30 protein-coding genes and 1 pseudogene are annotated in these 25,158 nt (G+C 64.5%); 19 read left to right on the forward strand and 12 right to left on the reverse strand.

What is annotated here, in order from left to right; genetic code table 11:
• Positions 1-34 precede the first annotated feature (34 nt).
• The gene (gene leuA / locus W823_RS38790; protein ID WP_023956532.1) at positions 35-1,891 is read left to right on the forward strand and encodes a 2-isopropylmalate synthase; all 1,857 of its coding nucleotides are present in this window, start codon (positions 35-37) and stop codon (positions 1,889-1,891) included.
• The gene (locus W823_RS38795) at positions 1,879-2,295 is read left to right on the forward strand and encodes a thioesterase family protein (RefSeq protein WP_023956534.1); all 417 of its coding nucleotides are present in this window, start codon (positions 1,879-1,881) and stop codon (positions 2,293-2,295) included. The genes leuA and W823_RS38795 overlap by 13 nt, the downstream gene beginning before the upstream one ends.
• Before the next feature lie 24 nt (positions 2,296-2,319).
• On the opposite strand, the gene W823_RS38800 is transcribed toward W823_RS38795, so the two are convergent.
• Together W823_RS38800 and W823_RS38805 are read right to left on the reverse strand one after the other, a co-directional pair.
• Positions 2,320-3,213 (reverse strand): LysR family transcriptional regulator, encoded by an 894-nt coding sequence (locus W823_RS38800; RefSeq protein WP_023956536.1) that lies wholly within the window; start codon positions 3,211-3,213, stop codon positions 2,320-2,322.
• Between the two features lie 52 nt (positions 3,214-3,265).
• Positions 3,266-4,603, reverse strand: a complete 1,338-nt coding sequence (locus tag W823_RS38805; protein ID WP_051406424.1) for a cytochrome P450 — start codon at positions 4,601-4,603, stop codon at positions 3,266-3,268.
• 101 nt (positions 4,604-4,704) lie between these two features.
• Here W823_RS38805 and W823_RS38810 point away from each other — a divergent pair, with 101 nt between their 5' ends.
• Both W823_RS38810 and W823_RS38815 read left to right on the forward strand, forming a co-directional pair.
• On the forward strand, positions 4,705-5,340 hold the full coding sequence (locus W823_RS38810) for a TetR/AcrR family transcriptional regulator (RefSeq protein ID WP_023956540.1): 636 nt from the start codon (positions 4,705-4,707) through the stop codon (positions 5,338-5,340).
• 57 nt (positions 5,341-5,397) lie between these two features.
• Positions 5,398-5,991, forward strand: a complete 594-nt coding sequence (locus W823_RS38815; protein WP_023956542.1) for a bifunctional 2-polyprenyl-6-hydroxyphenol methylase/3-demethylubiquinol 3-O-methyltransferase UbiG — start codon at positions 5,398-5,400, stop codon at positions 5,989-5,991.
• Between the two features lie 30 nt (positions 5,992-6,021).
• On the opposite strand, the gene W823_RS38820 is transcribed toward W823_RS38815, so the two are convergent.
• Both W823_RS38820 and W823_RS38825 read right to left on the reverse strand, forming a co-directional pair.
• Complete coding sequence (locus tag W823_RS38820) at positions 6,022-6,444, reverse strand: globin domain-containing protein (RefSeq protein ID WP_023956544.1); 423 nt, start codon at positions 6,442-6,444, stop codon at positions 6,022-6,024.
• Positions 6,445-6,482: 38 nt separating this feature from the next.
• Entirely contained in the window at positions 6,483-7,706 is a 1,224-nt protein-coding gene (locus tag W823_RS38825) for an oxygenase MpaB family protein (protein ID WP_023956546.1), read from the reverse strand.
• Positions 7,707-7,881: 175 nt separating this feature from the next.
• Here W823_RS38825 and W823_RS38830 point away from each other — a divergent pair, with 175 nt between their 5' ends.
• From W823_RS38830 to W823_RS38850, 5 genes are all read left to right on the forward strand, one after another.
• Entirely contained in the window at positions 7,882-8,541 is a 660-nt protein-coding gene (locus W823_RS38830) for a TetR/AcrR family transcriptional regulator (RefSeq protein ID WP_031331821.1), read from the forward strand.
• A gap of 71 nt (positions 8,542-8,612) precedes the next feature.
• Positions 8,613-8,906, forward strand: a complete 294-nt coding sequence (locus W823_RS38835; protein ID WP_023956550.1) for a hypothetical protein — start codon at positions 8,613-8,615, stop codon at positions 8,904-8,906.
• 32 nt (positions 8,907-8,938) lie between these two features.
• Positions 8,939-9,703 (forward strand): triacylglycerol lipase, encoded by a 765-nt coding sequence (locus tag W823_RS38840; protein ID WP_023956552.1) that lies wholly within the window; start codon positions 8,939-8,941, stop codon positions 9,701-9,703.
• 100 nt (positions 9,704-9,803) lie between these two features.
• The gene (locus W823_RS38845) at positions 9,804-10,283 is read left to right on the forward strand and encodes a DUF2975 domain-containing protein (protein WP_023956555.1); all 480 of its coding nucleotides are present in this window, start codon (positions 9,804-9,806) and stop codon (positions 10,281-10,283) included.
• Positions 10,283-10,489 carry a helix-turn-helix transcriptional regulator gene (locus tag W823_RS38850; RefSeq protein WP_023956557.1) on the forward strand — a complete coding sequence of 69 codons (207 nt, stop codon included), beginning with the start codon at positions 10,283-10,285 and terminating at the stop codon, positions 10,487-10,489. The genes W823_RS38845 and W823_RS38850 overlap by 1 nt, the downstream gene beginning before the upstream one ends.
• A gap of 46 nt (positions 10,490-10,535) precedes the next feature.
• Here the strand turns inward: W823_RS38850 and W823_RS38855 are convergent, their stop codons facing one another.
• Positions 10,536-11,645 carry a GGDEF domain-containing protein gene (locus W823_RS38855; protein ID WP_023956559.1) on the reverse strand — a complete coding sequence of 370 codons (1,110 nt, stop codon included), beginning with the start codon at positions 11,643-11,645 and terminating at the stop codon, positions 10,536-10,538.
• A gap of 256 nt (positions 11,646-11,901) precedes the next feature.
• Here W823_RS38855 and W823_RS38860 point away from each other — a divergent pair, with 256 nt between their 5' ends.
• The 8 genes from W823_RS38860 (at position 11,902) to W823_RS38890 (ending at position 18,522) form a co-directional block, all read left to right on the forward strand.
• Positions 11,902-12,354: an ATP-binding protein gene (locus W823_RS38860; RefSeq protein ID WP_023956561.1), complete on the forward strand. Its 453-nt coding sequence runs from the start codon at positions 11,902-11,904 to the stop codon at positions 12,352-12,354.
• 268 nt (positions 12,355-12,622) lie between these two features.
• Positions 12,623-13,588: a glycosyl hydrolase gene (locus W823_RS0128555; protein WP_235189464.1), complete on the forward strand. Its 966-nt coding sequence runs from the start codon at positions 12,623-12,625 to the stop codon at positions 13,586-13,588.
• Positions 13,589-13,658: 70 nt separating this feature from the next.
• Entirely contained in the window at positions 13,659-14,597 is a 939-nt protein-coding gene (locus W823_RS38865) for an EamA family transporter (protein ID WP_023956563.1), read from the forward strand.
• A 47-nt stretch (positions 14,598-14,644) separates the two neighbouring features.
• Complete coding sequence (locus tag W823_RS38870) at positions 14,645-15,916, forward strand: Mur ligase family protein (RefSeq protein ID WP_023956565.1); 1,272 nt, start codon at positions 14,645-14,647, stop codon at positions 15,914-15,916.
• Complete coding sequence (locus tag W823_RS38875) at positions 15,916-16,641, forward strand: type 1 glutamine amidotransferase (RefSeq protein ID WP_023956567.1); 726 nt, start codon at positions 15,916-15,918, stop codon at positions 16,639-16,641. Before W823_RS38870 ends, W823_RS38875 begins: the two co-directional genes overlap by 1 nt.
• 22 nt (positions 16,642-16,663) lie before the next feature.
• A complete protein-coding gene (locus W823_RS38880; protein ID WP_152538017.1) occupies positions 16,664-17,221 on the forward strand; it encodes a hypothetical protein in 558 nt (185 codons plus the stop codon).
• A complete protein-coding gene (locus W823_RS38885) occupies positions 17,221-17,769 on the forward strand; it encodes a hypothetical protein (protein WP_023956571.1) in 549 nt (182 codons plus the stop codon). Before W823_RS38880 ends, W823_RS38885 begins: the two co-directional genes overlap by 1 nt.
• A gap of 18 nt (positions 17,770-17,787) precedes the next feature.
• On the forward strand, positions 17,788-18,522 hold the full coding sequence (locus W823_RS38890) for a phosphoribosyltransferase (protein WP_023956573.1): 735 nt from the start codon (positions 17,788-17,790) through the stop codon (positions 18,520-18,522).
• A 4-nt stretch (positions 18,523-18,526) separates the two neighbouring features.
• Here W823_RS38890 and W823_RS38895 read toward each other — a convergent pair whose 3' ends face one another.
• The 6 genes from W823_RS38895 to W823_RS38915 form a co-directional block, all read right to left on the reverse strand.
• Entirely contained in the window at positions 18,527-19,084 is a 558-nt protein-coding gene (locus W823_RS38895) for a uridine kinase (RefSeq protein ID WP_023956575.1), read from the reverse strand.
• Between the two features lie 5 nt (positions 19,085-19,089).
• Positions 19,090-19,701 (reverse strand): recombination mediator RecR, encoded by a 612-nt coding sequence (gene recR, locus W823_RS38900; RefSeq protein WP_023956577.1) that lies wholly within the window; start codon positions 19,699-19,701, stop codon positions 19,090-19,092.
• Between the two features lie 7 nt (positions 19,702-19,708).
• On the reverse strand, positions 19,709-20,083 hold the full coding sequence (locus W823_RS38905; RefSeq protein WP_051406427.1) for a YbaB/EbfC family nucleoid-associated protein: 375 nt from the start codon (positions 20,081-20,083) through the stop codon (positions 19,709-19,711).
• Positions 20,034-20,444, reverse strand: coding sequence for a hypothetical protein (locus W823_RS0128560; RefSeq protein ID WP_023956581.1), 411 nt, complete (start codon positions 20,442-20,444; stop codon positions 20,034-20,036). The genes W823_RS38905 and W823_RS0128560 overlap by 50 nt, the downstream gene beginning before the upstream one ends.
• Positions 20,445-20,456: 12 nt before the next feature.
• On the reverse strand, positions 20,457-21,332 hold the full coding sequence (locus W823_RS38910; RefSeq protein WP_235189465.1) for a pseudouridine synthase: 876 nt from the start codon (positions 21,330-21,332) through the stop codon (positions 20,457-20,459).
• A gap of 82 nt (positions 21,333-21,414) precedes the next feature.
• Entirely contained in the window at positions 21,415-21,855 is a 441-nt protein-coding gene (locus W823_RS38915) for an SRPBCC family protein (protein ID WP_023956585.1), read from the reverse strand.
• 165 nt (positions 21,856-22,020) lie between these two features.
• Here W823_RS38915 and W823_RS38920 point away from each other — a divergent pair, with 165 nt between their 5' ends.
• A complete protein-coding gene (locus W823_RS38920) occupies positions 22,021-23,445 on the forward strand; it encodes an FAD-binding oxidoreductase (protein WP_023956587.1) in 1,425 nt (474 codons plus the stop codon).
• Positions 23,442-24,764 carry a class I SAM-dependent methyltransferase gene (locus W823_RS38925; protein WP_023956589.1) on the forward strand — a complete coding sequence of 441 codons (1,323 nt, stop codon included), beginning with the start codon at positions 23,442-23,444 and terminating at the stop codon, positions 24,762-24,764. Before W823_RS38920 ends, W823_RS38925 begins: the two co-directional genes overlap by 4 nt.
• A gap of 141 nt (positions 24,765-24,905) precedes the next feature.
• On the opposite strand, the pseudogene W823_RS0128565 reads toward W823_RS38925, so the two are convergent.
• Positions 24,906-25,158 (reverse strand): annotated as a pseudogene (locus W823_RS0128565) (DNA polymerase III subunit gamma/tau); the annotation flags it as partial.

The following is a 25,158-nucleotide window of genomic DNA, read 5'->3' on the forward strand; positions in this document are numbered from 1 at the left end:
GGTCTCATTCCCCCAACCCCGGAGATTGACCCTCATGCCTGCCGCCGATGCATTCACTTCCAGTTCCAGCCGGATCAGCGAACCCGCCGGACCCATTCCTTCCGGGCAACCGTCGTGGAACCCACAGCGCAATTCCGCGATGCCCGCCCACCGTTATCGCCCGTTTGCCGATGAGGTCGAGAACGTCGCGGTCCCCGACCGCACCTGGCCCGACAAGGTGATCGACCGCGCCCCCATGTGGTGCGCCGTCGACCTTCGTGACGGGAATCAGGCTCTGATCGACCCGATGAGCCCGGCACGTAAGCGCCGCATGTTCGACCTGCTGGTACGGATGGGTTACAAGGAGATCGAGGTGGGGTTCCCCTCGGCCAGCCAGACCGACTACGACTTCGTCCGCGAGATCATCGAAGACGATGCGATCCCGTCGGACGTCACCATCCAGGTCCTGACGCAATGCCGGAACGAGCTGATCGAACGCACCTTCGACGCATGTCGCGGCGCCGCGAATGTCATTGTGCACTTCTACAATTCGACATCAGTACTCCAACGCCGAGTGGTCTTCCGCGCTGACAAGGAGGCCATCAAGAAGATCGCCACCGACGCCGCGCACAAGGTTCGCGCCGAAGAGGTCAAGTACCCCGACACCAATTGGCGTTACGAATACTCCCCGGAGTCGTACACGGGCACCGAGCTCTCCTACGCCAAAGAGGTGTGTGACGCGGTCACCGAGATCATCGACCCCACACCGGAAAAGCCGATCATCCTGAACCTCCCGGCAACCGTGGAGATGGCCACCCCCAACGTGTACGCCGACTCGATCGAGTGGATGCACCGAAACCTCGCCCGCCGCGACTCGGTGATCCTGAGCCTGCATCCGCACAACGATCGCGGAACTGCTGTCGCCGCTGCCGAACTCGGCTACCAGGCCGGCGCCGACCGCATCGAGGGATGCCTGTTCGGCAACGGCGAGCGCACCGGCAACGTCTGCCTGGTGACGCTCGGCATGAACCTGTTCAGTCGCGGGGTCGATCCGCAGATCAACTTCTCCGACATCGACGAGATCCGCCGCACGGTCGAGTACTGCAACCAACTCGGTGTGCACGAGCGACATCCGTACGGCGGCGATCTGGTGTACACCGCGTTCTCCGGTAGCCATCAGGACGCCATCAACAAGGGTCTCGACCAGATGAAGATCTCCGCGGACGAGGCCGACTCGGACATCGACGACATCCTGTGGCAGGTTCCGTACCTGCCGATCGACCCCAAGGACGTCGGCCGCAACTACGAGGCCGTGATCCGGGTCAACAGCCAGTCGGGCAAGGGCGGCGTCGCCTACATCATGAAGGCCGACCACGGACTGTCGCTGCCGCGCCGTTTGCAGATCGAGTTCAGTCGCGAGATCCAGAAGATCACCGACGGTGAAGGCGGCGAGGTCTCTCCCAAGGAGATGTGGGACGTCTTCGCTCAGGAGTACCTGCAGCCGCTCAAGCCGCTCGAACGGATCCGCCAGCGCGTTGACGCCGCGGAGGAAGACGGCGGCGAAGACCGCATCACGGCGACCGTGAAGGTCGACGGTAAAGAGAAAGAAATCACCGGCTCCGGCAACGGACCGCTGGCCGCTTTTGTCGACGCGCTGTCGACCGTCGGGTACGACGTGCAGGTGCTCGACTACGCCGAGCACGCGCTGACCGCAGGCGACGACGCGAATGCCGCTGCCTACGTTGAGGTTCAGGTTCGGGGCGAAACCGTGTGGGGCTGCGGAATAGCACCGTCGATCACCACGGCATCGCTGCGCGCAGTGGTCTCGGCAGTGAACCGGGCAGTGCGTGTGGCCGACGGCAGCGGGGACGCCGATTCCGGCGAGCAGGCCCCACGCACGTGGGCCCCGTAGTCGGTTCCGAGGGCTCTCGTCCCACCTGGTCGGCCCCGGTGCGTTACGCCGAGGCCGACCAGCAGGGCGTGGTCTTCAACGCGCACTACCTGCTGTACTGCGACGAGGCCAGCGCGGAGTTCTGCCGGCAACGGGGAGTCCTCGATTTCGGCGAGATGCTGCGCGTCAAGAAGTCGACGCTCACCTGGACCGCGCCGGCGGTCTGGGGTGAGGTGGTCGACGTCTATGTGACCTGCCCACGCGTCGGACGCACCAGTTTCACGATGTGCTTCGACGTGAAGGTCGCAGATCGGGAGTGCTGCACCGTCGAGACCGTGTATGTCCACGCCGACGAATCCGGTGCGCCACAAGCCATTCCAAATAACGTCGCGCAGATCCTGACCTGCGGCGCACCAATAGCGTAGTCCGCCGCCGGTTCTGCCGGATGGTCATGCTCCGGCCGAATCACCCTCGGCGACAAGTGCTGCAAGAAGTTGCCTCACCGCACCTCGCTGATCACCCATCGGGCGGCTCAACGCCTCGTAAACCCGCGCGGCGCGCACCCCGGTGAGAACAAGGCGGCTGCAGTCCGGGTCCCGGATGGAGAACCGGGGCATGAGCGCGACTCCGTGATCACGTGCCACCATCGACTCGATGACGCGGAAGTCGTTGATGCGGTGGGTGACTCGCGGCGCCACCCCGGTCGCCGCCGCAAGGGAGAGCAGCACGTCGTCAACCGGGAACCCGCCGCGGACGCTGATCCAGTCCTCATCTTCAAGTTCGGCCAGTGTCACCTCGCTGCGGCCGGCCAGACGATGACCACCCCCGACCACCAGGTCGATGGGCTCACGCATCACGGTGGTCACCGACACCCTCGCCTCGACAACCTGCGGCGCTCGCTCATCCCGATGGGTCAGGACAACGACGAAGTCGGCCAGCAATGCAGGTGCATCAACATATTTCACGTCTTCGTCGCCTGCGATCACCCGGATCCGACGATCGCTCATCCGGTTGAGGACACCCGGCAGCAGAAGTGCCGCTCCCGAAGGGAACATCGCCAAGCGCACTTCGCCGACTGCGTCATCGCGGTACGACGCCATCTCCGCCTCGGCCCGCTGCACAGCGGCGATGACCTCGTCGGCACGTAGTACCAACGCGCGACCGGCGTCCGTGAGACGAACCCGCCGGCCATCTTGTTCGAGCAAGGCGATCCCGGCTTCGCGGCCCAGTACCTTCAACTGCTGCGACACCGCTGACGGTGTCATGTTCATCGCCTGAGCTACGGCTCCCACGGTGCCGCGGTCTGCGAGCTGCCTCAGGATTCGTAGTCGCTGCAGATCCATGTGGTCACGCTACACAGTTGGCGGCCCTACCTTCAGGTCTGCCACATCATTCTCAACGGCGGCGACGAACAGCAATCTGCCCTTTGCGGCGGGGAGCATAAGCGACGCCGCGACTGTGCCACCGCTCAGCAGGTTTCGTCGTCGGAAGCAGTTCGAACTTCTCGAGCACGGTCCGCAGGGTGACATCCATTTCCATGTTCGCGAAGGCCGCACCGATGCACCGGCGGGTTCCACCGCCGAACGGGAGCCATGCGGCGGACGGCTTGTGATCCAGGAATCGACTGGGGTCGAATCGTTCTGGATCCTCGAACTGCTCACTGTCGTCGTGCAGCAGAGAGATGCTGACAAGCACCGTGTGCCCCTGCGGGATGCGCCACTCGCCCAGCTCCAGCACAGGAGCCACCACTGTCCGCCCGGCGAGATCGATCACGGGCCGGCTGCGCTGCACTTCCAGGATCGTCGCCTGCCGGAACGCGGTGTCCCCCTCGTCGACCTCAGCGGTCAAGCGGGCCAACACATCCGGGTTGCGGCGCAATCGCTCGAACGCCCACGCCAGCGTGGTGGCGGTGGTCTCGTGGCCCGCGGCGAGCAGCGTCGCCAGTTCGTCGGCGATCTCTGTGGTCGACATCGGCGACCCGTCGTCGTAAGTACTTCGCAGCATCAGCGAGACGATGTCGGTACGTTCGGCGAAGTCAGGGTCGCTGCGCACCGTGGAGATCAGGTCTTCGATGATCGAGTCGTATTCACGACGGCGAGCCATGAATCGTTCCCAGGGGTCGAACCGGCCGAGGTTGATCGCCGTGTTCGGCAATGTCGCGAGGCGCGAGCCCAATTCGACCATCGGCGGAATGATGCGCCGTAGTGAGTCGAGCTGCTCCCCATCGGCGCCGAACACCGCACGAAGAATCGCATTGAGCGTTATCCGCATCATCGGAGCCAGACTTTCGAACTCGCGATCTTCCGGCCAGGCTTCGGTCTCGCGCAGGACCTCTTCCTCGATTATCTGCTCGTAGCCCTTCACGCTCTTGCCGTGCAGCGGAGGAGTGAGCAGTTTTCGTCTGCGGCGATGGTCGTCACCTTCGAGCGAGAACATCGAGTGGTCGCCGAGGATCCGGCCGAGGTTGGGTTGCACGTTGCTCAGCACTCCGGCCGGTGTGGTGAACAGCTGTTTGGCCAAGTGCGGGTCCGATACCACCACCGTGTTCCCGAAGACCGGGATGTTCAGTGTGAACGCCGGCCCGTAGCGCCTGGCGAGCACCTGCATCGTCTGCCGACGTGCGGCGACAAACGCGAGTCCTTGCACGTGCCGGTGCAGTCGTGGACCAGGCGGCAGGTGTACCGACTCCTCTGCCTGACGACTGTCTTTCGTTTCTGTATGAGCTGGCCCCATGTTCGAACGCTCCCGTCTCGGCGCCGCCCGGTACTACGCCGTACCACTGCGACGGTACGCTCCCGTACCAGGCGACAACAAGGGGTCGTATCGTTGAATCGATGGCAACCAACCCGCAGTCAGTCGACCAACTGCAGCCCGCCGACGCCGGCGGGTCAGCATTCCGGGTTCGGCTGCTCGACGCGCTGGCCACTTCGATCGAGGTCCGTGGGTACCGGGCGAGCACCATCGCCGACATCGTCGGCATCGCCCGGACGTCGCGACGAACCTTCTACCAGGAGTTCTCCGGAAAAGAAGATTGCTTCATCGAATTGCTACGGCGTGCGAACACCTCCATGATCGATGAGATCGTGGCAGCTGTGGATCCGAACGCCGGGTGGATCACGCAGATCAGGCAGGCCATCGGCGCATACGTGAAGTCGATCGAGATGGATCCAGCCATCACATTGAGCTGGATTCGCGAGCTCCCCGCCCTGGGAACCAGTGCCCGACCGGTTCAGCGGCACGCAATGGAAGAACTGATCGGCACCCTCGTCATGTTGACGAGCACACCTCAGATGCGGGCTGTAGGCGTGGAGTCGGTATCGCGGTCGATGGCCACCTTGCTGCTGGGAGGTCTACGCGAACTGACGGCGGTCGCAGTCGAGGACGGCAGGCCGATCAACTCGATGACCGAGACCATGGTCGAGGCCTGCATTGCGCTTCTGGGCCCCCGACCGGACGTTCCTCGGACGTAGTTGCCGAAACAGCAAGAATAGTTGTCGAAAACAGCGGTTCGCGGCCATTGTGGAGACATGAGCCAAGAATTCTGGGACGAGCACTACAGCAGCGCCGAACAACTCTTCAGCAACAACCCCAATCCAGTCCTCGTCGACGAGGTGGCGGACCTGCCACCCGGACGGGCGCTCGACCTCGGATGCGGTGAGGGCGCCGATGCCCGCTGGCTCGCCGAGCGCGGATGGCAGGTGACCGCCGTCGACATCTCGCAGGTCGCCATCGACCGCGCCATGAAATTGGGCGACTCGGACGCCATCACCTGGGTACGTGGTGATCCGCTCGCCGACCCGCCGACGCCGACCTCATACGACCTCGTGTCGATGCAATACCTCCACAGCGTTCCCCGGTCCGACGGCGGCCAGACCGCCCGCGCGCTCGCGAACGCCGTCGCGCCAGGCGGAACGCTGCTCATCGTGGGCCACGAGATCCGAGAAGGCCACAACTGGAAGGGAATCGACCCGCGGGACTTCTACGACCCACACGACTTCGCCGAGCTCCTCGGCGACGAGTGGACGGTGCTGATCGACCGCACCCAGCCCCGGACGACCGCCCCTCCCGGAAACTCACACCACACACACGACACGGTCCTAAAAGCTGTTCGCTCACAGTAGGACTACGACATCAGGTTTGCCGCCTCCCGGTCAGCCCAATCCATCCGTGCGCACGGGGTAGGCCTCCAGCATCATGCCGGCGACTGCTCCGAGTGCCTCGGACCACGCATCCGTCATGGCACCCGTCCACTCGGCACCTCCGCGGTCAGCCATGGTGGCGATCATCGTGGACGCGACCCAGTTGTACATCTCAGGCGTGACGCCCCACGATGCGTGCCTCTGGCCCAGCGCCCCCAGCGAGGCACGGAGCCACGTCGGATCCTCGAGGTGGTCGAGCACGGCGACGATGGCATCCTGGAGCATTCGCGCTTGCGGGCGGATGTCGCTGCTAAAAAGCGCTCGTGCCGAGGGGTATTCGGCGAACAATCGATCATAGAAGTCGGTTGTGAGCCCAACGTCGTCGTCGGCGACCAGCATGAGGCTCCGCTCGAGCAACACCTTGTCCACGTTCACCCTCTCCAAGACTCCGGCGGATTATGCGCGCCGTGGCATCACTTGTAGTTCGGGTTGTTGATCACCGGTATCTCGATGTTGATCGGCATCCGGAGTTCTGAGGTGTAGAACAAGACGAACTGGCGCAAGAACTCGTCGAACAACCAGTAGGCCTCTTCCGGGACACCCACGTCGAGAAGCCCTTCACGCACAGCCACAAACGGACCCCAGGCGGTTTCGAGCAACGGCGTCCAGACGGGCTCCCGCGGAATCCGCAGCCACTCGGCCACCTGATCGCCGAGCATGAATCGGGTCAACGCACCGAGAATGGGCCGGCTGAGCAACGTCAGGTCCAGATTCATACCCAGACCCAGGAGGATGTCGGCGAGTTTGATGCCCTCGGGTGTGGGCGCGAGGATCGGGTCGAGAACCTGCTTGGCCTGCGAGTCGGCCTGATCCCACGAGGCCGGGATGTACTGGTCTTGCACACCGAGCAGGTGTGCGGCCAGTTGCCAGGAATGCAGGAAGCCCTCCGACTCGGCGGCCGGGATCTGCACGTTCCACTTCTTCAGGTTTCGCATCACGGTGGTCGGCAAGCTGTGCCAGGTGACCATGATGTCGGCCTGGCTGATCGGGATGTCTTCTGGCGCAGACCCTGTCCAGTGCGGCGACTGCGGAAGCAGGTGCCGAACCGCCGCGTGCGCGAGCCGAGTCTTGACGCAGGTGATCACCATTTCACCGTCAGGTTGGTAGGCATTGAGCGAACCGATGTCGTACCCGAGTTTGGCGGTCTTGGTGATGCGGTCCTTCATGTCCGCGCCGCCCTTGGAGTAGTACACCGCCCGCGCCTCTTTGGGGATGACGGTGCTCATCATGCCGCTGGCGAAGCCGTACAGAACACCCAGATAGGTGCCGCGCTTCTGGTTGAACTCGACCGCTGTGGCCAGCTTGCCCTGATCCGCCCACGACGGCATCTGCCGCGCGTACTCGATGAAATCCCGCAGGTCATTCGGCAGGCCGGCGGGCAACGCCTGGCCGTTCTTGGTCCAGTGCTTCAACAACTCGTTCACGCGCGGCACCTCGCCGCGGTCGATCAACGACGCAACCACCGGATCGGCCTCGTTGTCCCACACGCCCCGAGGGTCGGCCCCGCTACCGGTTCCCGGCACCGAACCTGCCGGCGACCATGTCCACGGGGTCGCCGGAACGATGACCGCTGCAGCGCCGGCCGCACCCAACACCCCGCCCGCTTTCAACGCGTTGCGCCTACTGAAGTTGTCCACGCTATTCACTCCCCGTCCGACCATGAATTCATTCGCTGATGCAATGAAACAATCAGCGTTTCTTAGTAACATGGTTAGCACAAAAGTGTTGCCGGTCACAAGCGGTGCAGTTTCCTCGTGCGACTCACACCTGTTCGAACGAACTGAGCCCCGGGAACCGGTACCGTCTTCGTCTATGGCGACGTCGAGCACCCGAGCGATGCTCGAACGCGCGTACAAAGACGCGATCAGAAGGACCGACGCCGGCGACGACACCACCCGCACCCGATTGCTCGACGCGGCCTACGAGCAGTTCAGCCGCACCGGTGTCCAGCGCACGTCCATGGAGGACGTCGCAAGGCGGGCCAACATGTCCCGCATCACGGTCTATCGCCGGTTCGCCACCAAGGACGCCCTGATCGAGCAGGTCATCTTTCGAGAGTTCCGGCGGTACTTCGAGCGCTTCCTCACCGACATCCGATCCGCCGAGACCGCGGCCGAGCGAGTTGTTCTCGGATTCGTGAGCTCTCTGCGCGCCATCCGCGGCAATCCGATGATCGGCGGGCTGATCGACGCCGAACCCGGCCTGGTCGCCGGATCGATGATCGGCGACGACGGCCGCATGGTCGCGGCGGTCCGCGAATTCGTGGCGGGTCAGCTCCGTCGCGAGCAACAAGCAGGCAACGTCGACAAACAACTGAACATCGACCTCATCGCGGAAATGATGGTGCGCATCTCCGCGTCGTTCCTGACGATCCGCAGCGATGTCGTCGACCTCGATGACGACGAGCAACTCGCCGCGATCGCGTGGCAATTCCTCGTACCCATGCTCGATGTCGGTCGATTGCCGAAATGATCTGTCCGGCAGCTCGTTTGTAGGTCTTGTACTACGTCGCGTCTCGTCGGCGGCGCCTAGTATTGCTGCCCATGGACAAACATGTGGCCGGCAGGCTCGCAGACACCCACTTGGCCGAATGGGGCCGGCGCGTGGACTACACCGAACTCGCATGGGCGGACGACAACGAATCGACGACCAGCCGGGAGGTGGTCGAGGACGGCGTTCACTACACGGTCCAATCAACCGTGTGGCGTGAACAGGGAGCAAATGTCTACACCCTCGGGGTTCGCGTCACCGAGACCGGACGGCGCTCGCTGTTCGGAAAGGCAGTGTCGCGGTTCGGTCGCAAATATCCCGACGGGAGGTTTGTGGAGGGGGCCTAGCCTGCAAGCCGAACGCCGGGTACCTTCCCCCCATGACTTCCACTAAGGGTGCCCTCACAAAACTCATGGGCACGCTCGCGATTGCTTCGGTGGCCACTCTCATCGGCTCCGCCACCGCATCGGCCGGATCGACGCCGACTCAGCCTCAACGCATCGTGCTGCTGGTACCCGGCCAGCAACCGGCCCCGGGAACCTCCAGCGTGGACCTCTTCCAGGACATGGCGGACGAGTTGGCTGCCGACGGGTACACCGTCGACACGGTCGACGTGAAGGGCCTCGACCTCTACGCGGACTCGCAGGCCATCCAGGAGTCGGTCGAAAGTGCCGCGGCCGGAGTCGAAGTGGAGAGCCTGTCGCTGGTGGCGCACAGCTACGGGGGTTTGTCGTCGCGCCATTACCTGAAAGCGCTGGGCGGCTCCGAGCGTATCGACGACTACATTGCGATCGGCACCCCTCAGTACGGCTCGCCCGGTGGCTGCGTCCAATTGCCCGGATTCGGCTTCGACGGCTGCCCGGTGACCCCGTTCATCGCCGAACTCAACAACGGCGACGACACACCCGGAGACGTCGAGTACTACTCGATCAGAAGCAACGAAGAACTGGCCGACGGGCGGCTCGATGGCGGCCACTGCAGGCTGGCCCCGATTCCGAACCTCGAGCACGCGGTCGAGCCCGCAGACGACCGCGTGATCGCTGCGGTCTCGAGCGCGTTGAGCGGAGGGTGTCCCGGGGCGTTCGTCAACGAACGGGACGGCGAGATCACCTTGGCGTCAACACTTTTCCCCGCGCCACGCTGAGTTCGACAGACCATCCATATCACCGAAACCGGACAGACCCAGAGTTCGTCGCTCCGATCGACCTATTGACATTCGATAGATTTGTCGTGATAGTCGATGCATGTTCAACGAACGCTGGGTCGTCACCGCACTGCGAGTCTTCCTCGTATCGCTCTTCGCAATACTGGTCTTGTTCCAAACCATGTCCCTGCCAGGACAATTCGCACACATGGCCGAGGAATCACCCGATCAGGCCTACCTGCGTTGGCCGGCGACAGCCGTCACCGTGTTCTGGGTGCTCTGCGCCCAGGTGGTCATCGTCTGCACCTGGAAGTTGCTCACCCTGGTGCGCAGCGACCGCATCTTCACCCACGCCTCACTCGTCTGGGTCACGGCAATCGTCTGGGCGATCGGCGCCGGTTGGCTCACACTTCTCGGCGTGTTCCTCTTCGTCGGTTTCAACGCGAACGATCCGGGCTTGCCGCTTCTCCTCTTCCTGATGCTGATGGGCGGAGCCGTCTTGGGCCTGTTGATGGTTGTGATGCGCGCACTGCTGCGCCAGGCCACTACGCTGCGGTCGGACATGGACGCGGTGATCTGATGTCGATCGTCGTGCGTATCGACGTGGAGTTGGCGAAGCGGAAGATGAGTGTCGGGGAGTTCGCCGAGCGTGTGGGGCTCACTCCCGCGAATGTCGCGGTGCTGAAGAACGGCCGTGCCAAGGCGGTTCGATTCAGCACCCTGGAAGCCATGTGCCGGGTACTCGAATGCCAGCCCGGGGATCTATTGGAATGGATCGACGACTGAGGGTGTCACCGCCGATGTGACACACCAGGTCCGGGCGATCCCGCGATCAGCAGTTCGCGTCATCGAGATCGGAATCCACCGAAACACCATTACCCCCAAGCTTTTTCGCCTGGTACATGGCAATGTCCGCAGACCTCATCAGCGCTCTCAGGGTTGCCGTGCTCGGCTGCCGCTTGTTCGCCCGCAGCTGCTGGTGGGTGGCGACCGCAACCCCGACGCTCACCGTGATCGGATGTCGATCGTCCGTGTTGTGCAGCGTCGAACGCACCCGATGCGCCAATGCGATCGCCTGCTCGGGGGTGCCGACGAGCGTGATCGCGAACTCCTCGCCGCCCACGCGGGCGATCAGCGCGTGAGTACCGGCGACTTCCACCAGCCGGGCTGCGACACGTTCGAGTACCGCGTCTCCACCGCTGTGTCCGTGCTGGTCGTTGATCTGTTTGAAGCCGTCGATGTCGAGCATCAGCACCGCCAGCCCCACCGGGATCCCGCTGTACTGGAGCTGATGAAACCCCGCTTCGAGTCCACGACGATTGCGTAGCTGGGTCAGGTGGTCCCGGAATGCGTCATTGGCGTCCTCGCGCAGATCCAGCAGGCCCGACTGCATGATGATCGGCGCTGCCAGCAGAACCGGCAGCAACACCATCAACAGTGCCGTGGCGATGCCCTTGTCCGCGTCCGAACCCAACACCACGCACGCGTAGAGAGCCAGCGTCACCGCCGTTGCGAAACTCAGGTGCCCGAGCAGCCACCGCGGACTGTGGAAAGCGGTCACATGCGCACCGGTCACCGAGAACAGCGAGCAGCCCATCATCGCGATGAACAGGTCGGCGAAGGTGAACAGCACCACCGCGACGCCGACATCGGTGTAGACGACGAACAGCCGGGTCATCCACTGGCGGGGCCAGCGCCCGGCAAGCCAGACGACGCCGATGACAGCACAGGCGACAGCGAGTACGCCGACGAGGATGTCGATCGGGGCGCCGCCTCGGGGACCGGCAGGCGACGTCAGTGCACAGAAGGCTCCGACGCTGAAGCAGCAGCACCACAGCCCGACGGATATGCGATTGACTGCCAGCGTTCCACGCACGCGGTGATAGTTGACCGTCCACTGGTAGTCGAACGGCTGCCGCCACCACGAACGAAGAAACTCCACGGTGATGGACTCCCCCAGGTCACTACTGCATCGACGTACTGGCCGCCCCCCGACAGCCGTGATGTGTAGCAACGCTTTGCGCCCGCACCACCGAAAAAATCACCTGACTGTATCAACGCGGAACCGTGGAGGCCGGACCTTCCCCGATCGCAGACTCATCGGCACTGATCGGTTGTGTGAGTGATCCGGGCCACTCATTCGGGGGCTCTCCACCGCATTCGTGCATAGTTCGCGAGCGACTGGGTAGGCAAACACCATGTCCCTACAACCGGTAGCAGACTCATATGACGACACCGCGTTCAGCCGTCCGGACGTGCCGGCGACCGCTGCGGGAGCCAGCCACCTGCGTCAGGAGTTCGGACGATGGCTCCACGAGAACTTCGCGATCTCGGACGAGCACCTGTACGCCATCGTCCTGGCGGCATATGAGGCTCTCGCCAATGCGGCCGAACACGCCTACGTCGGTGACCCACACCCGGGGACCATGTCGATCGAGGCACGCCACTCCCCCTCGAGTGACCGCCTCTCGGTGACCGTGTCCGATCGAGGCCGATGGCGACCGCCCGCGCACAATCGCTTCCGGGGTCGGGGGATTCCACTCATCCGGGCCCTGTGTGACCGGCCCGTGTTCGTCAAGGAAGCGTCTGGCACCACTTTGACTCTGGAGTGGGTCCAAGTGCGGGCATATTCGTTATCGTCGGCAGGGTGACGCTTCATCTCAAAACATTCGGTCGCCGGCTCGGGTACTTCGTCAGGACGTTCTGGGCGCCGATCGCGGCGGGAGTGGTGGCGTTGGCCATCGGAGTCGGCAACATCTACGTCACATCCGACTCGGAAGCCGACGACAAGGCAACCGACTGCGCGGCAGCGGTGTCAGAATCCGTGTCACCATCACAGGGGTCTGGTACGGCGCCAGTTTCGACTGGGAGAAAACAACGATCGCGGACTATTCGGAAGACCTCGGTAGCCATCCTGCGGTGACGGTGTTCTTCACCGAGATCCCCTACGACGATGCCGCGCGAGCCGACCTGAGACAGACCGTCGACACCGTCCGCGAAGACGGAAAAGTCTTGTTGCTGACGGTGCAGCCATCTGGTGGCCTGCGCACGGTCACCCCTGAGGTCGCCGAGGCCTTTGCCGCCGATCTCGCAGAGTTCAATGAATCCGGAGTCCCGGTTGTCGTCCGCTTCGCCCATGAGATGAACGGTTCCTGGTATCCGTGGGGTCAGCAACCGGCGCTCTACAAAGAGACATTCGCTCGCGTCGCTGCGGCCGTGCACGCCGCCGCTCCCGGCTCGGCAATGATGTGGGCTCCCAGTTATGCCGGTGGATATCCCTTCGCTGACGGTGAATACTCGCCGGCGCCCGGCACAGCCGAGTTCACGGACCTGGACAGTGATCGCAACGGACAGCTGACGCGAGAAGACGACCCCTACGCCGCCTTCTACCCCGGCGATGAATCGGTTGATTGGGTCGGGATGTCGCTCTATCACTGGGGCAACCGCTTTCCCTGGAGCGAGAACGAACTCGCCGAACCGAACAAGTTCGCACAGCAACTGACGGGGAGCTATGTCGGGGCGAATGGCGACGACACCGTGTTACCCGACTTCTACGACGAGTACGGCACCCAGCGGAACAAGCCGGTGGCGATCCCGGAGACCGCAGCTCTGTTCAACCCCGGCGAGCCCGAAGGTCCCGGCGCCCTCGCGATCAAGAAGTCGTGGTGGACCCAGATCTTCGCGCCCACGGTGCCCGACGAGTTCCCCCTGCTGAAGATGGTCAACTGGGTCGAATGGGACAGGTACGAACCCGAGGCGGACACGCAGGTCGACTGGCGGACGATGGCCGATCCGGCCGTCCGTGCGGAGTTCACCGCGGCGCTGCCCGATTGGCTGGCATTCGGGCCGAATGAACCGTGTGGGCCGATTGCCACCAAAGGTTAAGTTCAGCTACACAACCGATGCAGTTTAATTCGATTGAACTGAACCATCAATAGCCCCGAGAATTGTCCCCATGACACTCCGCGATCGCCTGCTGGCACTGACCGTCGTGGTGTTCTGGGGCCTGAACTTCCTCGCGATCCACGCCGGGCTCGAACACTTCCCGCCACTGTTCTTCGCGGCGTTGCGTTTTGGCGTGATGGCCATTCCGGTGATCCTGTTCGTACCGCGGCCCGATGTTCCCCTGCGCTGGTTCCTGCTCTACGGATTCGGTTTCGGCACGCTGCAATTCGCTTTCCTGTTCCTCGCGATGGACCAGGGCATGCCAACCGGGTTGGCATCCCTGGTGCTGCAGTCGTCGGCCCCCTTCACGGTCATCTTGTGTGTCCTCCTGCTCGGCGAGAAGATGTCGCTGCGACAGACGGTCGGGATCACCGTGGCCGTCGGCGGCATGGTGGTGATCGGCGTGGACCGCGCCGCACACGGGGCCTCAGCGGGATTGATCCCGGTCCTGCTCACACTTCTCGCCGGGCTCGGCTGGGCCTTCGGCAACATCGGGTCACGGCTTGCCCACCCCCGCAACGCCCTCTACATGGCGTTGTGGATGTCCGTGATCCCACCGATCCCGCTCTATGCCCTCAGCTTGGCTGTCGAGGGACCGTCCGCCGGGTTCGAGTCGATCGCCACAGTGGGAACACATACAGGCCTCGTGGCCCTCGGTGGCCTGGCCTACATCGTGGTTCTCGGCACCATCGGTGGCGCAGGGCTCTGGGCATACCTGATGACACGGCATCCGGCATCCAAGGTCGCACCGTTCTCGTTGCTCGTCCCGATAGTCGGCATCAGCGCGGCCTGGGCGATTCTCGGGGAGACACCGACGGTGTGGGAGTTGGTCGGCGGAGCAGTGGTGATCATCGGCTGCTTCGCGGGAGTGACCGGCGCCAAGTCGAAACCCGCCAAAGAGAAGAACGTCGAACCCTCATCCACGGACGAACCGATGGCGGTCCCCTGACTTGCACATACGGCGGACGCGGGGCGGCATATGACAAACTCGCAGCCATGCGTGACGAGGACCGAAAGAGTTCCACAGGCTTGCCGATGCGGGCACGACTCGCCCTGCGAGCCGCTGCCACGGCGCGATGGGCGTCGCAGAAAACCGGTCGCGGCAAGGGCTCGATGATCGGCGGCCTGGTGGCCCTCAAGATCGACCCCACCCTGATGGCTGCACTCGCGCGCGGGAAGCGATCGGTGGTCGTCACCGGAACGAACGGAAAATCGACCACCACCCGTATGACCGCGGCAGCGCTGGCCGATCTCGGCGAGGTGGCTTCGCAGGCCGACGGCGCCAACATGGACGCAGGCATCGTCGCCGCCCTGTCGTTGAACCGGCCCGCCGAATGGGCTGCGTTGGAAGTCGACGAACTGCACGTCCCCCACGTGAGCGACGCCGTGAACCCCGAAGCGCTGATCTTGCTGAACCTCTCACGAGACCAGCTCGATCGGGTCGGCGAGATCAACATGATCGAGCGCCGGCTGCGCGACGGGATCGCACGGCACCCGGAGACCACCGTGATCGCCAATTGCGATGACGTACTGGTGACCTCCGCCGCCTACGACGCACCGAAGGTGGTGTGGGTCGCCGCGGGCGCAGGATGGGCCGGCGATTCGGTGAGCTGTCCGCGTTCGGGTGAGCCGATTCTGCGTGACGGTTCCCACTGGTATTCCACCGGAACCGATTTCGAGCGGCCGGCCCCCGCCTGGTGGTTTGACGACAAGAACCTCTACGGGCCAGACGGTTTCGAGCACCCGATGACGCTCGCGGTGCCCGGCAACGCCAACCGCGGCAACGCGGCGCAGGCCGTTGCCGCGGCAGTGGCATTGGGCGCCGACCCCGTAAAAGCCATTGCCGCGGTGGGCACCGTCGGCGAGGTCGCGGGCCGATACTCGGTACAGCAGATCGGCCAACATCGCGTCCGCATGCTGCTGGCGAAAAACCCTGCGGGATGGCAGGAAGCGATGGCGATGATCGACCAGGACGCCGACGGCCTGGTCATCGCCGTCAACGGTCAGGTGCCGGACGGCGAGGACCTGTCGTGGCTGTGGGACGTCCGTTTCGAAGCATTCGAGAACATGCAGGTGGTCGCTTCCGGCGAACGCGCCACCGACCTCGGTGTCCGGTTGATCTATGCGGGCGCCGAGCACACCACCATCGGTGATCCGATGGCCGCCATCGAGTCCTGCCCGCCCGGCCGGGTGGAGGTACTCGCCAACTACACCGCTTTTCGCGACCTCAACAACGCACTGGCGCGCGCGCAGAAGGGAATTCGCTGATGTCCGACTCCACATTGCGCATCGGACTGGTACTCCCCGATGTGATGGGCACCTACGGCGACGGCGGTAACGCCCTGGTGTTGCGCCAGCGCGCACGCATGCGAGGCATCGAGGCGGAGATCATCCAGATCAACCTCACCGATCCCGTGCCCGAATCGCTCGACGTCTATACCCTCGGCGGCGCCGAGGACTACGCACAACGGCTGGCCACGCGACACCTGACCAAATACCCGGGCCTGCAGCGCGCGGCAGAAGCAGGCCGGCCCGTTCTCGCCATCTGTGCCGCCATCCAGGTACTCGGGCACTGGTACGAGACATCTTCTGGTGAGCGCGTCGAGGGGATCTCGATGCTCGACGTGACCACCACACCGCAGGACAAACGCAGCATCGGCGAGCTGATCACCGAACCGTCACCGGCCTCCGGGCTCACCACCCCACTGACGGGATTCGAAAACCACCGCGGTGGAACCACTCTCGGGCCGGAGGCCCACGCGCTGGGCAAGGTGAAGCACGGCGTCGGCAACGGCGCGGGCGAGAAGGTGGAAGGCGTGGTGCAGGGTTCGGTGATCGGAACCTACATGCACGGCCCTGCCCTGGCCCGCAATCCCGAGCTGGCCGACATGCTGCTCGCCCGCGCACTGGGCGTCGAACAACTCGATCCGCTGCCGTTGGCAGAGGTCGATCTGCTGCGCCGTGAGCGCCTTGCCGCGGGCCGTCGAGGGTGAACGACTTCAGACCCCGGCACCGATGACATCCCCTCGGTCGAGGCCCACATCACCACATCCGGGCGGCCAACGCCGCGCCGCTCCCGCGTTGTTCGCCGTCGCCCTGGTGGTGGTCGCGGTGGTGGTCACCGCAACGTGGATGATCACGTGGTCGGTTGTGGGCGAAGACGATTCGCCCACCAGCGCTCCTACCGCGTCTACCACCGTGTCGACCGAAGACACCATCCTCGACACGGTGCGCGCCACCACGGAATCGATCTACAACTTCACCCCTGACACCATCAGATCGACGATGAAGTCCGCGCAGGCCCTGCTCTGTGGAACGGCCCTTCAGGAGTGGAACGACACCGCCGATTCGCTGCTGCAGACGGTCACCACCACCGGCCGCAGCCTGGTGACCAGCAACGCGCACTACGGCATCGCCCGGCAAGATGCGGAGTCGGTGACCGTGCTCGCGGTCTTCGAGGTGTCCGCGAGTCAGGACAACGCCGAACCGGCCCCCATCGAACCCGCTGCCATCGAGTTCACCGTGAGCCGCTCCGCAATTCCCCTGTGCGTCAACATGATGAAGGTGCTGTGATGACGGGCCCACATGTGCGCCCGACCCGTCCGCCCGGGTCACACCGTCGCCTCCGACTGCTACTGGTCCTCGGCGGCGTGCTGATCGTGCTCGTGGCACTCACCGCCGTCGTCGCGACACTCACCGCCCCCGACAACGGCGACGGCGACGGCGAGACACGGTCACCGACGACGCCGGCCGGCCCGACGATCACCGATCAGCAGGCCCGCGACGTCGCGACCGCAGTGACGCGCAGCATGTACGACGTCGGCCCGGCGACCGCGGACGAGCAGGTTGCGGTGTTCAAGGCGAACAGCTGTGGCGAGTTCGCCAAGAAGACGTTGCCCGACCTGATCACGTCCACCGACCAGCTCAAGACGCGTAACTCGTCGAGCACCCTGACCATCGATTCGATGGCGGTGGTGCCGCGCCCTGCACCCTCTGCCCAAGTCGAGGTGATCGTGGCATTCTCGTGGGAGCAAGGTGACATCTCGGAGAAGACGCGGGCGGTGTATCAGGTGGCCGACGAAGCCGGCCGGCCGTGCATCACCACCGCCCAGTTCTTCTAGCACGCCGCGCCGGCGGAGATGTCGGCCGAGACCGAGCGTGAACGGGAGCAGGTGGACAGGCAGATGCGACTGCGACACAGCCGTGAGGAAGCACGCGAGTTCTTGGATCGCCGTGCAGCAGGCCGCGCTCTCGGCGATCAGCTCAAGTTCGGCGAACTCGAGCTGGCCGACCGCAGCGACGTCCTCGTGCTCGGGCTGGCCCGCGGAGGCGTCCCGGTCGCCTGGGAGATCGCCTATGCGCTCAATGCCCCACTCGACGCGATGGTGGTCCGAAAACTAGGGGTACCCGGACGCGAGGAGCTCGCGATGGGCGCGGTGGCCTCGGGCGGGGAACCGGTGCTCAATCATCGGATGATCCGCGAATTCGGTATCAGTCGCGACGACGTCCAGCGCGTCCTCGAGGCCGAGACCCGGGAGCTGATGCGTCGCGAAAAGGTCTATCGGGAGGGGCGCCCACCCGCCGAGGTGACCGGCAAGGTTGTCATCCTCGTCGACGACGGACTGGCGACGGGGGCCAGCATGCGTGTGGCGGTCGACGCGGTGCGCAGTCGCCGGCCCGCACAGGTGATCGTCGCCGCCGGTACCGCACCGGAGTCGACCTGCTCGCTGCTGACCGGGGCCGCCGACGAAATCGTCTGCGGCGCACTACCTGACCACTTCACTGCGGTCGGGCGGTCATACCGCGACTTCAGTCAGGTGTCCGACGACGAGGTGCAGGAGCTGCTGCGCACCCCGACGACCGAACCAGACTGACGGGTCAGACCGATTCCGGCGCGAACTCGGGTACCACTTCACAGTGCTCGCGGGTGCGGTCGACCGCGAACCAGCCGCGTTCGAAGTTCTGCCAACGGATCAGGTGCCGGCGTTCGGCCTCACCGTCGCGGGCGACCGCTCGTTCCAGACGTTCCGATTCGTCGCCGCCATCGAGCCACAGCGCCCTGGTGAGCTGCCTGCGAACCGGCGCACGCGCACTGGACACACCCTCGATCACCAGCAACGGCTCCCATCTCACCCAGACGCGAGGACCGTGCTCGGGACGGCCGTCCCGCCACACACGCGGGTGGTAGCGGAAGTCGTGTCCACGCCAGTACGACCGGATCACCTCTTCGTCGAGCTCGGGCCACCAACCGACCGGGTCGTCCCATGTCGCGAAGTCGTCGGTACGCACCAGCACAGCCGGGGTACCGACATCGTGGAGCACGGCCATCAACCGGTCCGCGAACGTCGACTTGCCCGCGCCGGACGGGCCGTCGATGGCCACGATGCCCGACTTGAGTTGCCGGGCGAAATGTTCGATCCACGCGTCGTCGACCATGAGAGCTACGTCAGGATCCGGCGACCGGACAGTGCCCGGCCGAGCGTCAATTCGTCGGCGAACTCGAGGTCGCCGCCCATCGGCAGACCCGACGCCAGCCGGGTCACCGACAGACCGGGGAAATCCCGAAGCATCCGTTGCAGGTAGGTCGCCGTCGCCTCGCCCTCCGTGTTGGGGTCGGTGGCGACGATCACCTCGCTGACGTCCACGCCATCTTCCTGGTTACCCAAGCGACGCAACAACTCTCGGATCCGCAGTTGGTCCGGGCCGACCCCGCCGAGCGGGTCCAGGGCCCCACCGAGAACGTGGTAGCGGCCGGTGAACTCCTTGGTTCGCTCGATGGCCTGCACGTCCTTGGGCTCTTCGACCACACATATCTTGCTGGCATCACGCCGGGCATCACGGCAGATCCGGCAACGCACCTGTGCCGAGACGTTGCCGCAGACCTCGCAGAAGACCACGTCGTCGCGGACGTGCACCAACGCGGCGGTCAGCCGGTCGATGTCGCCTGCCGGAACGGCCAGCAGGTGGAACGCGATCCTCTGGGCACCCTTGGGACCGAGCCCTGGCAGCTTCGCCAGCTCGTCGATCAGATCCTGGATCGGTCCTTCATACACGGGTCAGCTATCCACCCAGACCGGGGAATCCGCCGCCCAGGCCGCCGAGTCCGCCGGCGAGCGGACCCATCTTCTGCTGGGTGAGCTCGTCGCGTTTGCTGTTCAGATCGGCAAGAGCACCGACGATGAGATCTTGCAGGGTCTCGACGTCGTCCGCGTCCACGACCTTGGGGTCGATGGTCACCGCGGTGACCTCGCCGGTGCCGTTACCGGTGACCGTGACGAGCCCTCCACCGGCGGTTCCGGTGACCTCGGCGGCGGCGATCTGTTCCTGCGCGGCCAGCAACTGCTGCTGCATCTGCTGAGCCTGCTGCAGGAGTCCTGCCATCGGGTTATCTGGTTCCACTGCTGTCCTCTGTCTCATAGGGCTGATCGGGGTCATCGGGCCCGATCGGGCCGTCGGGCGGGTTGTCTTGCGGGCGCATCATGCGTTCGAGATGAGCAGCAATGCTGTCGATGGTATCGCCGCCCGCCGACTCGGCCTCGAACCGCAGTCGCGCGTTGCCACCGAACATCATCGACGCCTCGGGTGTCAGCGCGAACTGAAACTCGTCGCCGACCCGTTGCCACGCGGCGATACCCCCTCGCACCGGCGGCCCGACCCCGGCGCTGATCTCGTAGCCGTTGTCGCCGGCGGGGAGGTCGCGCTGGACCTGGAAACAATCCCCACTCTCGTCGTCGAGGAAGAGCACCACCTCGCAACGCAGGTCCGGGTAGCGGTCGTAGGAGACGATGATTGCCACTCGGTTCTCCTCTCAGAGCAGTTCGCGGGTACTGACGAAGCGTCGCAGCTCGCCGCTGAACGGGTCGGTGAACTCGACAGAGTAGGCAAGAAGGCGAAGCGGATCGGAGAAATCACCGCGGTCCGGGGCTGCGGCAATTTTGGGCCGGACCTCCGGGTACAGCGGGTCTCCGTCGATCGGGACACCCAAACCCGCCATGTGCAGTCTGAGCTGATGTGTGCGACCGGTCTGCGGCCTCAGCCGGTAGACCCCCCGATCGTGAGAGGCGCTCAGGAGATCGATGGTCGAGACAGCGTTGACCTCCCCCGGTTCCACCCGAGCTCGCAGGTCGCCGGCGTCTTTGAGGATGCGGTTGCGAACAATGACCGGCAATTGCAGGCCGGGGTGGATCGGTGCGCGGGCACGGTATTCCTTGTTCACCGCACGGTCGGCGAAGAGCTGTTGGTAGGGGGCGCGCGCCTGCGGGCGCACGGTGAACATGAGCACTCCGGCCGTGAGCCGGTCCAGCCGGTGCACCGGGCTGATCGATGGGTTGTCGAGTTCTCGGCGCAACCGGACCAGCGCGGTCTGCACCACGTGCGTTCCCCGAGGCATCGTCGCCAGATAGTGCGGTTTGTCCACGACAACCAGATTGTTGTCCTGATGGATGATCGGCAGGTCGAACGGTATCTCCGTCTCCACGGGCAGATCGCGGTAGAAGTAGACCGGCCGTCCGATCTGGGCCGGTGCAGCCAGATCGACGGGTTCACCACCGATGCCGAGCACCTCACCGCGCTCGGCCCGGATCAGCAGATCGTCGAGCGTCAGGCCGTCACACGCCGGTGCGGCCAGCATCGCCTCGCCGATCGTGCGATCAGCGGAACGCAGAACGACCCGAGTGGGGTCCACACCGTCGCGCAATGGGAGCGGCGCTGGTTTGCGGTGTCGCACTCGGGTCGTCTTCTGGAAGTCGTTCTCGGCGCGATCCGGCTCAGACGCGTTCGACGTGCGACTTGAGGTTGCCGAGCAGTTCGGCCTGGATCTTCGCCAGCCCCTTGGGTGCAAACGTCTTCTCGAAGAATCCGCCGATACCGCCCGCTCCCTGCCACGTGGTGGTGGTGGTGACCTTCGAGCTGGCCCCGGAGGCATCCACCTGATACGTGGTCACCATCGAGGAATTGACGTCGGTCTCGGTGACGGTGGAGCCGACCACGCCCACGCGGGCCTGGACGTTGCGCGAGCGCTTCTTTGTTGCCTGGAGGGTCCAGGATGCGACCGTGCCTGCGCCGACGCCACCCTCGACGACCTTGTAGTCGCGGTACTGGCCGGGGAGGATGCTGGGACGCACCGTCTGGTAATCGGACAGTGCCGCGAGCACCTTCTCCGGCGCGGCATTGATGACTGTTGACTGGGATGCGGTTACCTGTGCCACGAGATATCACCTTTCGGTTGTTGGGAGGTGTCACGTCGAGCCTGCCAGAACGCCACCGGACGGCTTCGCGCGGCGCAGCCGGCCCGTGTCAACCAAACAACGGCAAATCGGTCATGGTGGTGGGTGAGCTGGCAACTACTGGACGAGGGTCCTAGGCTCTTATGCGTGTCGCGGGTAACGGGTTCCGAAACAGGGCGAGAGATTTTCGACGACGGCGTCGAGAAGTTGCTGGCCAGCTACCGGGCCATCCCGACCGCTGGCCGTGTTCGGCTGGCGAAGAAGACGTCGAACCTGTTCCGCAAGCGGGCGAAGAACCCTTATCCCGGTTTGGACGTTTCGGGGCTGGACCGGGTGATCTCGGTTGACCGGCAGGCCCGTACGGCCGACGTGGCCGGAATGTGTACGTACGAAGAACTTGTGGCGACGACGCTCAAATATGGTCTGGCGCCCAAGGTCGTTCCCCAGCTCAAGACGATCACCCTGGGCGGCGCGGTCACCGGCCTCGGCATCGAGTCGACCTCGTTCCGCAACGGACTCCCCCACGAATCGGTGCTCGAGATCGACATCTTGACCGGAGCAGGCGAGATCGTCACCACCTCGGCCACCAGCGAGAACTCAGATCTTTTCTTCGGGTTCGCCAATTCCTATGGAACGCTTGGCTATTCGACGCGGCTACGCATCGAGCTCGAGGAGGTCGCGCCCTACGTCGAGTTGCGCCACGTACGGTTCACCGACGTCGACACCCTGCAGTCCACGATGAACGACATCGTCGAGCAGGGCACCTACGCCGGCGAACGCGTCGACTATCTCGACGGTGTCGTGTTCTCCGCGACCGAGAGCTACCTCGTTCTGGGCGCGCAGACGAGCGTTCCGGGCCCGGTCAGTGACTACACCGGCGATCAAATCTACTACCGGTCGATCCAGCACAGCGCCGATTCCACTCCCATCCGCGACCGGCTCACCATCGCCGACTACCTGTGGCGCTGGGACACCGACTGGTTCTGGTGCTCGCGGGCATTCGGCGCGCAGAACCCCCGCATCCGCCGTCTGTGGCCAAAACCCCTGCTTCGCAGCAGCTTCTACTGGAAGTTGATCGCGCTCGACCACCGGTTCGACATCGGCGACAAGCTCAATGCCCGCAAAGGTCAACCGCCCGGGGAACGGGTGGTCCAGGACATCGAGGTCCCGATCGAGCGCACCTCCGAGTTCGTCCACTGGTTCTTGGAGAACATCCCGATCGAGCCGATCTGGTTGTGCCCGCTGCGACTTCGCGACCCCTCCCCCGCCGGTGCCGACGTACACCGCCCGTGGCCGCTGTATCCCCTCGAGCCCCACCGCACCTACGTCAACGTGGGGTTCTGGTCTGCGGTGCCCAAACGCGAGGACAAGCCGGAGGGTTACGCCAACCGGCAGATCGAGATCAAGGTCTCCGAACTCGACGGACACAAATCGCTGTACTCCGAGTCGTTCTATGGCGAAGAGGAATTCGATCAGCTCTATGGCGGTGAGCCCTACCGCCTGCTCAAGAAACGTTACGATCCCGGGTCGCGGTTACTCGACCTGTACTCAAAGGCGGTGAAGCGGCAATGACAACTGTGAAGAACAACGAGGTGCCCGGGTCGGTGGTCGGGCCGAAACTCAGCCTGGCCGAGGTGGTGGAGGCCGTCGCGGGTGGCGATCTGCAGATCAGCGTCACCGCCTACGACGGCAGTTCGGCCGGCCCGGCCGATGCCGAGTACGGGCTCGAACTGCTCACCCCGCGGGGTACCCGTTATCTGGCCACCGCACCCAGCGACCTCGGGTTGGCCCGCGCCTACATCGCTGGCGATCTCTCGCTGAAGGGGTGCCACGAGGGCGACCCCTACCCCGCATTGCGAGCGATCTCCGAGGACGTGCAGTTCTCCAGGCCGTCGGCCCGCACGCTGGCACAGATCACCCGGTCACTGGGACTCGAGCATTTCAAGCCCATCACACCCCCGCCCCAGGAGCAGCTCCCCCGGTGGCGACGAATCGCAGAGGGTTTGCGGCACAGCAAGACTCGTGATGCCGAAGCGATCCACTATCACTACGACGTCTCGAACACCTTCTACGAATGGGTGCTCGGGCCGTCGATGACCTACACGTGCGCCTGCTATCCGAATCATGAGGCGAGCCTGGAAGAGGCGCAGGACAACAAGTATCGCCTCGTCTTCGAGAAGCTGAAGCTCAAGGCCGGCGATCGACTACTCGACATCGGCTGCGGTTGGGGTTCGATGGTGCGGTACGCGGCACGTCGCGGTGTACACGTCATCGGCGTGACCTTGTCGGCCGAGCAGGCCCAGTGGGCACAGCAGGCGATCATCGACGAGGGTCTGAGCGAGTTCGCCGAAGTGCGGCACAGTGATTACCGCGACGTCACCGAAGACGAGTTCGACGCTGTCTCGTCCATCGGATTGACCGAGCACATCGGTATCCAGAACTACCCGTCGTACTTCAAGTTCATCCGCAGCAAACTGCGTGATGGTGGAATCCTGCTGAACCACTGCATCACCCGGTCGAACAACGTGAGCCGAGGCAAGGCCGGGCCGTTCATCGACCGCTATGTGTTCCCCGACGGGGAGTTGACCGGCTCGGGCACCATCATCTCGGCCATCCAGAACATCGGTGCGATGGAGGTGGTGCACGAGGAGAACCTGCGCGAGCACTACGCGATGACCCTCCGCGACTGGAACAAGAACCTGGTCGACCACTGGGACGAGGCAGTCGAAGAAGTGGGCATCGGCACCGCACGGCTCTGGGGTCTGTACATGGCCGGATGCCGGATCGGATTCGAGCGCAACATCATTCAGCTACATCAGGTTCTCGCGGTGAAACTGGACGACAAGGGCGGCAACGGTGATCTGCCGCTGCGCCCGTGGTGGAACGCCTGACCTGACCCTCCGGTTCCCGCCGCTGCCAGAAATTCGCGCCGGCTGCCGACCCACGCACCAGTTGCACCCGGCGCGTACGCCGGTACATGGCGCGAATTTTCTGGGACCCGGTCGGTGTCGCGCGTCCGGCGGCAGCGGAGGTCAGGTGATCGGGCGGGCGCCCAGCTCGGTGGCAAGGAGTTCGATTGCCACCTGTTCGGGATCCTGTCGCGGATCCGGCGTGGAATCTCGTGCCGTGGCGATCATCTCGTCGCGTTCGGCATCAGTGAGGTCTTCGTCATCAACGGGCTCGGGTGGTGCTTGTACCGGTTCAGGTTCGGGTTCGGGCTCCGGTTCGGGCGCGTCACCCGAGGCGCTCGCGGCACCCGCGCCGCGGCTCGGGCGGACATAGGGC

The sequence above is a fragment of the Williamsia sp. D3 genome (genome assembly GCF_000506245.1).
Lineage (GTDB): Bacteria > Actinomycetota > Actinomycetes > Mycobacteriales > Mycobacteriaceae > Williamsia > Williamsia muralis.

Excerpts from the sequence above, each read along its gene's own strand:
- leuA (WP_023956532.1), top strand. The coding sequence starts at position 35 with ATGCCTGCCGCCGATGCATTCACTTCCAGTTCCAGCCGGATCAGCGAA.
- W823_RS38800 (WP_023956536.1), bottom strand. The coding sequence starts at position 3,213 with ATGGATCTGCAGCGACTACGAATCCTGAGGCAGCTCGCAGACCGCGGC.
- W823_RS38805 (WP_051406424.1), bottom strand. The coding sequence starts at position 4,603 with ATGGGGCCAGCTCATACAGAAACGAAAGACAGTCGTCAGGCAGAGGAG.
- W823_RS38810 (WP_023956540.1), top strand. The coding sequence starts at position 4,705 with ATGGCAACCAACCCGCAGTCAGTCGACCAACTGCAGCCCGCCGACGCC.
- W823_RS38815 (WP_023956542.1), top strand. The coding sequence starts at position 5,398 with ATGAGCCAAGAATTCTGGGACGAGCACTACAGCAGCGCCGAACAACTC.
- W823_RS38830 (WP_031331821.1), top strand. The coding sequence starts at position 7,882 with ATGGCGACGTCGAGCACCCGAGCGATGCTCGAACGCGCGTACAAAGAC.
- W823_RS38835 (WP_023956550.1), top strand. The coding sequence starts at position 8,613 with ATGGACAAACATGTGGCCGGCAGGCTCGCAGACACCCACTTGGCCGAA.
- W823_RS38840 (WP_023956552.1), top strand. The coding sequence starts at position 8,939 with ATGACTTCCACTAAGGGTGCCCTCACAAAACTCATGGGCACGCTCGCG.
- W823_RS38845 (WP_023956555.1), top strand. The coding sequence starts at position 9,804 with ATGTTCAACGAACGCTGGGTCGTCACCGCACTGCGAGTCTTCCTCGTA.
- W823_RS38850 (WP_023956557.1), top strand. The coding sequence starts at position 10,283 with ATGTCGATCGTCGTGCGTATCGACGTGGAGTTGGCGAAGCGGAAGATG.
- W823_RS38860 (WP_023956561.1), top strand. The coding sequence starts at position 11,902 with ATGTCCCTACAACCGGTAGCAGACTCATATGACGACACCGCGTTCAGC.
- W823_RS38865 (WP_023956563.1), top strand. The coding sequence starts at position 13,659 with ATGACACTCCGCGATCGCCTGCTGGCACTGACCGTCGTGGTGTTCTGG.
- W823_RS38870 (WP_023956565.1), top strand. The coding sequence starts at position 14,645 with ATGCGTGACGAGGACCGAAAGAGTTCCACAGGCTTGCCGATGCGGGCA.
- W823_RS38875 (WP_023956567.1), top strand. The coding sequence starts at position 15,916 with ATGTCCGACTCCACATTGCGCATCGGACTGGTACTCCCCGATGTGATG.
- W823_RS38880 (WP_152538017.1), top strand. The coding sequence starts at position 16,664 with ATGACATCCCCTCGGTCGAGGCCCACATCACCACATCCGGGCGGCCAA.
- W823_RS38885 (WP_023956571.1), top strand. The coding sequence starts at position 17,221 with ATGACGGGCCCACATGTGCGCCCGACCCGTCCGCCCGGGTCACACCGT.
- W823_RS38890 (WP_023956573.1), top strand. The coding sequence starts at position 17,788 with ATGTCGGCCGAGACCGAGCGTGAACGGGAGCAGGTGGACAGGCAGATG.
- W823_RS38895 (WP_023956575.1), bottom strand. The coding sequence starts at position 19,084 with ATGGTCGACGACGCGTGGATCGAACATTTCGCCCGGCAACTCAAGTCG.
- W823_RS38905 (WP_051406427.1), bottom strand. The coding sequence starts at position 20,083 with ATGACCCCGATCAGCCCTATGAGACAGAGGACAGCAGTGGAACCAGAT.
- W823_RS38925 (WP_023956589.1), top strand. The coding sequence starts at position 23,442 with ATGACAACTGTGAAGAACAACGAGGTGCCCGGGTCGGTGGTCGGGCCG.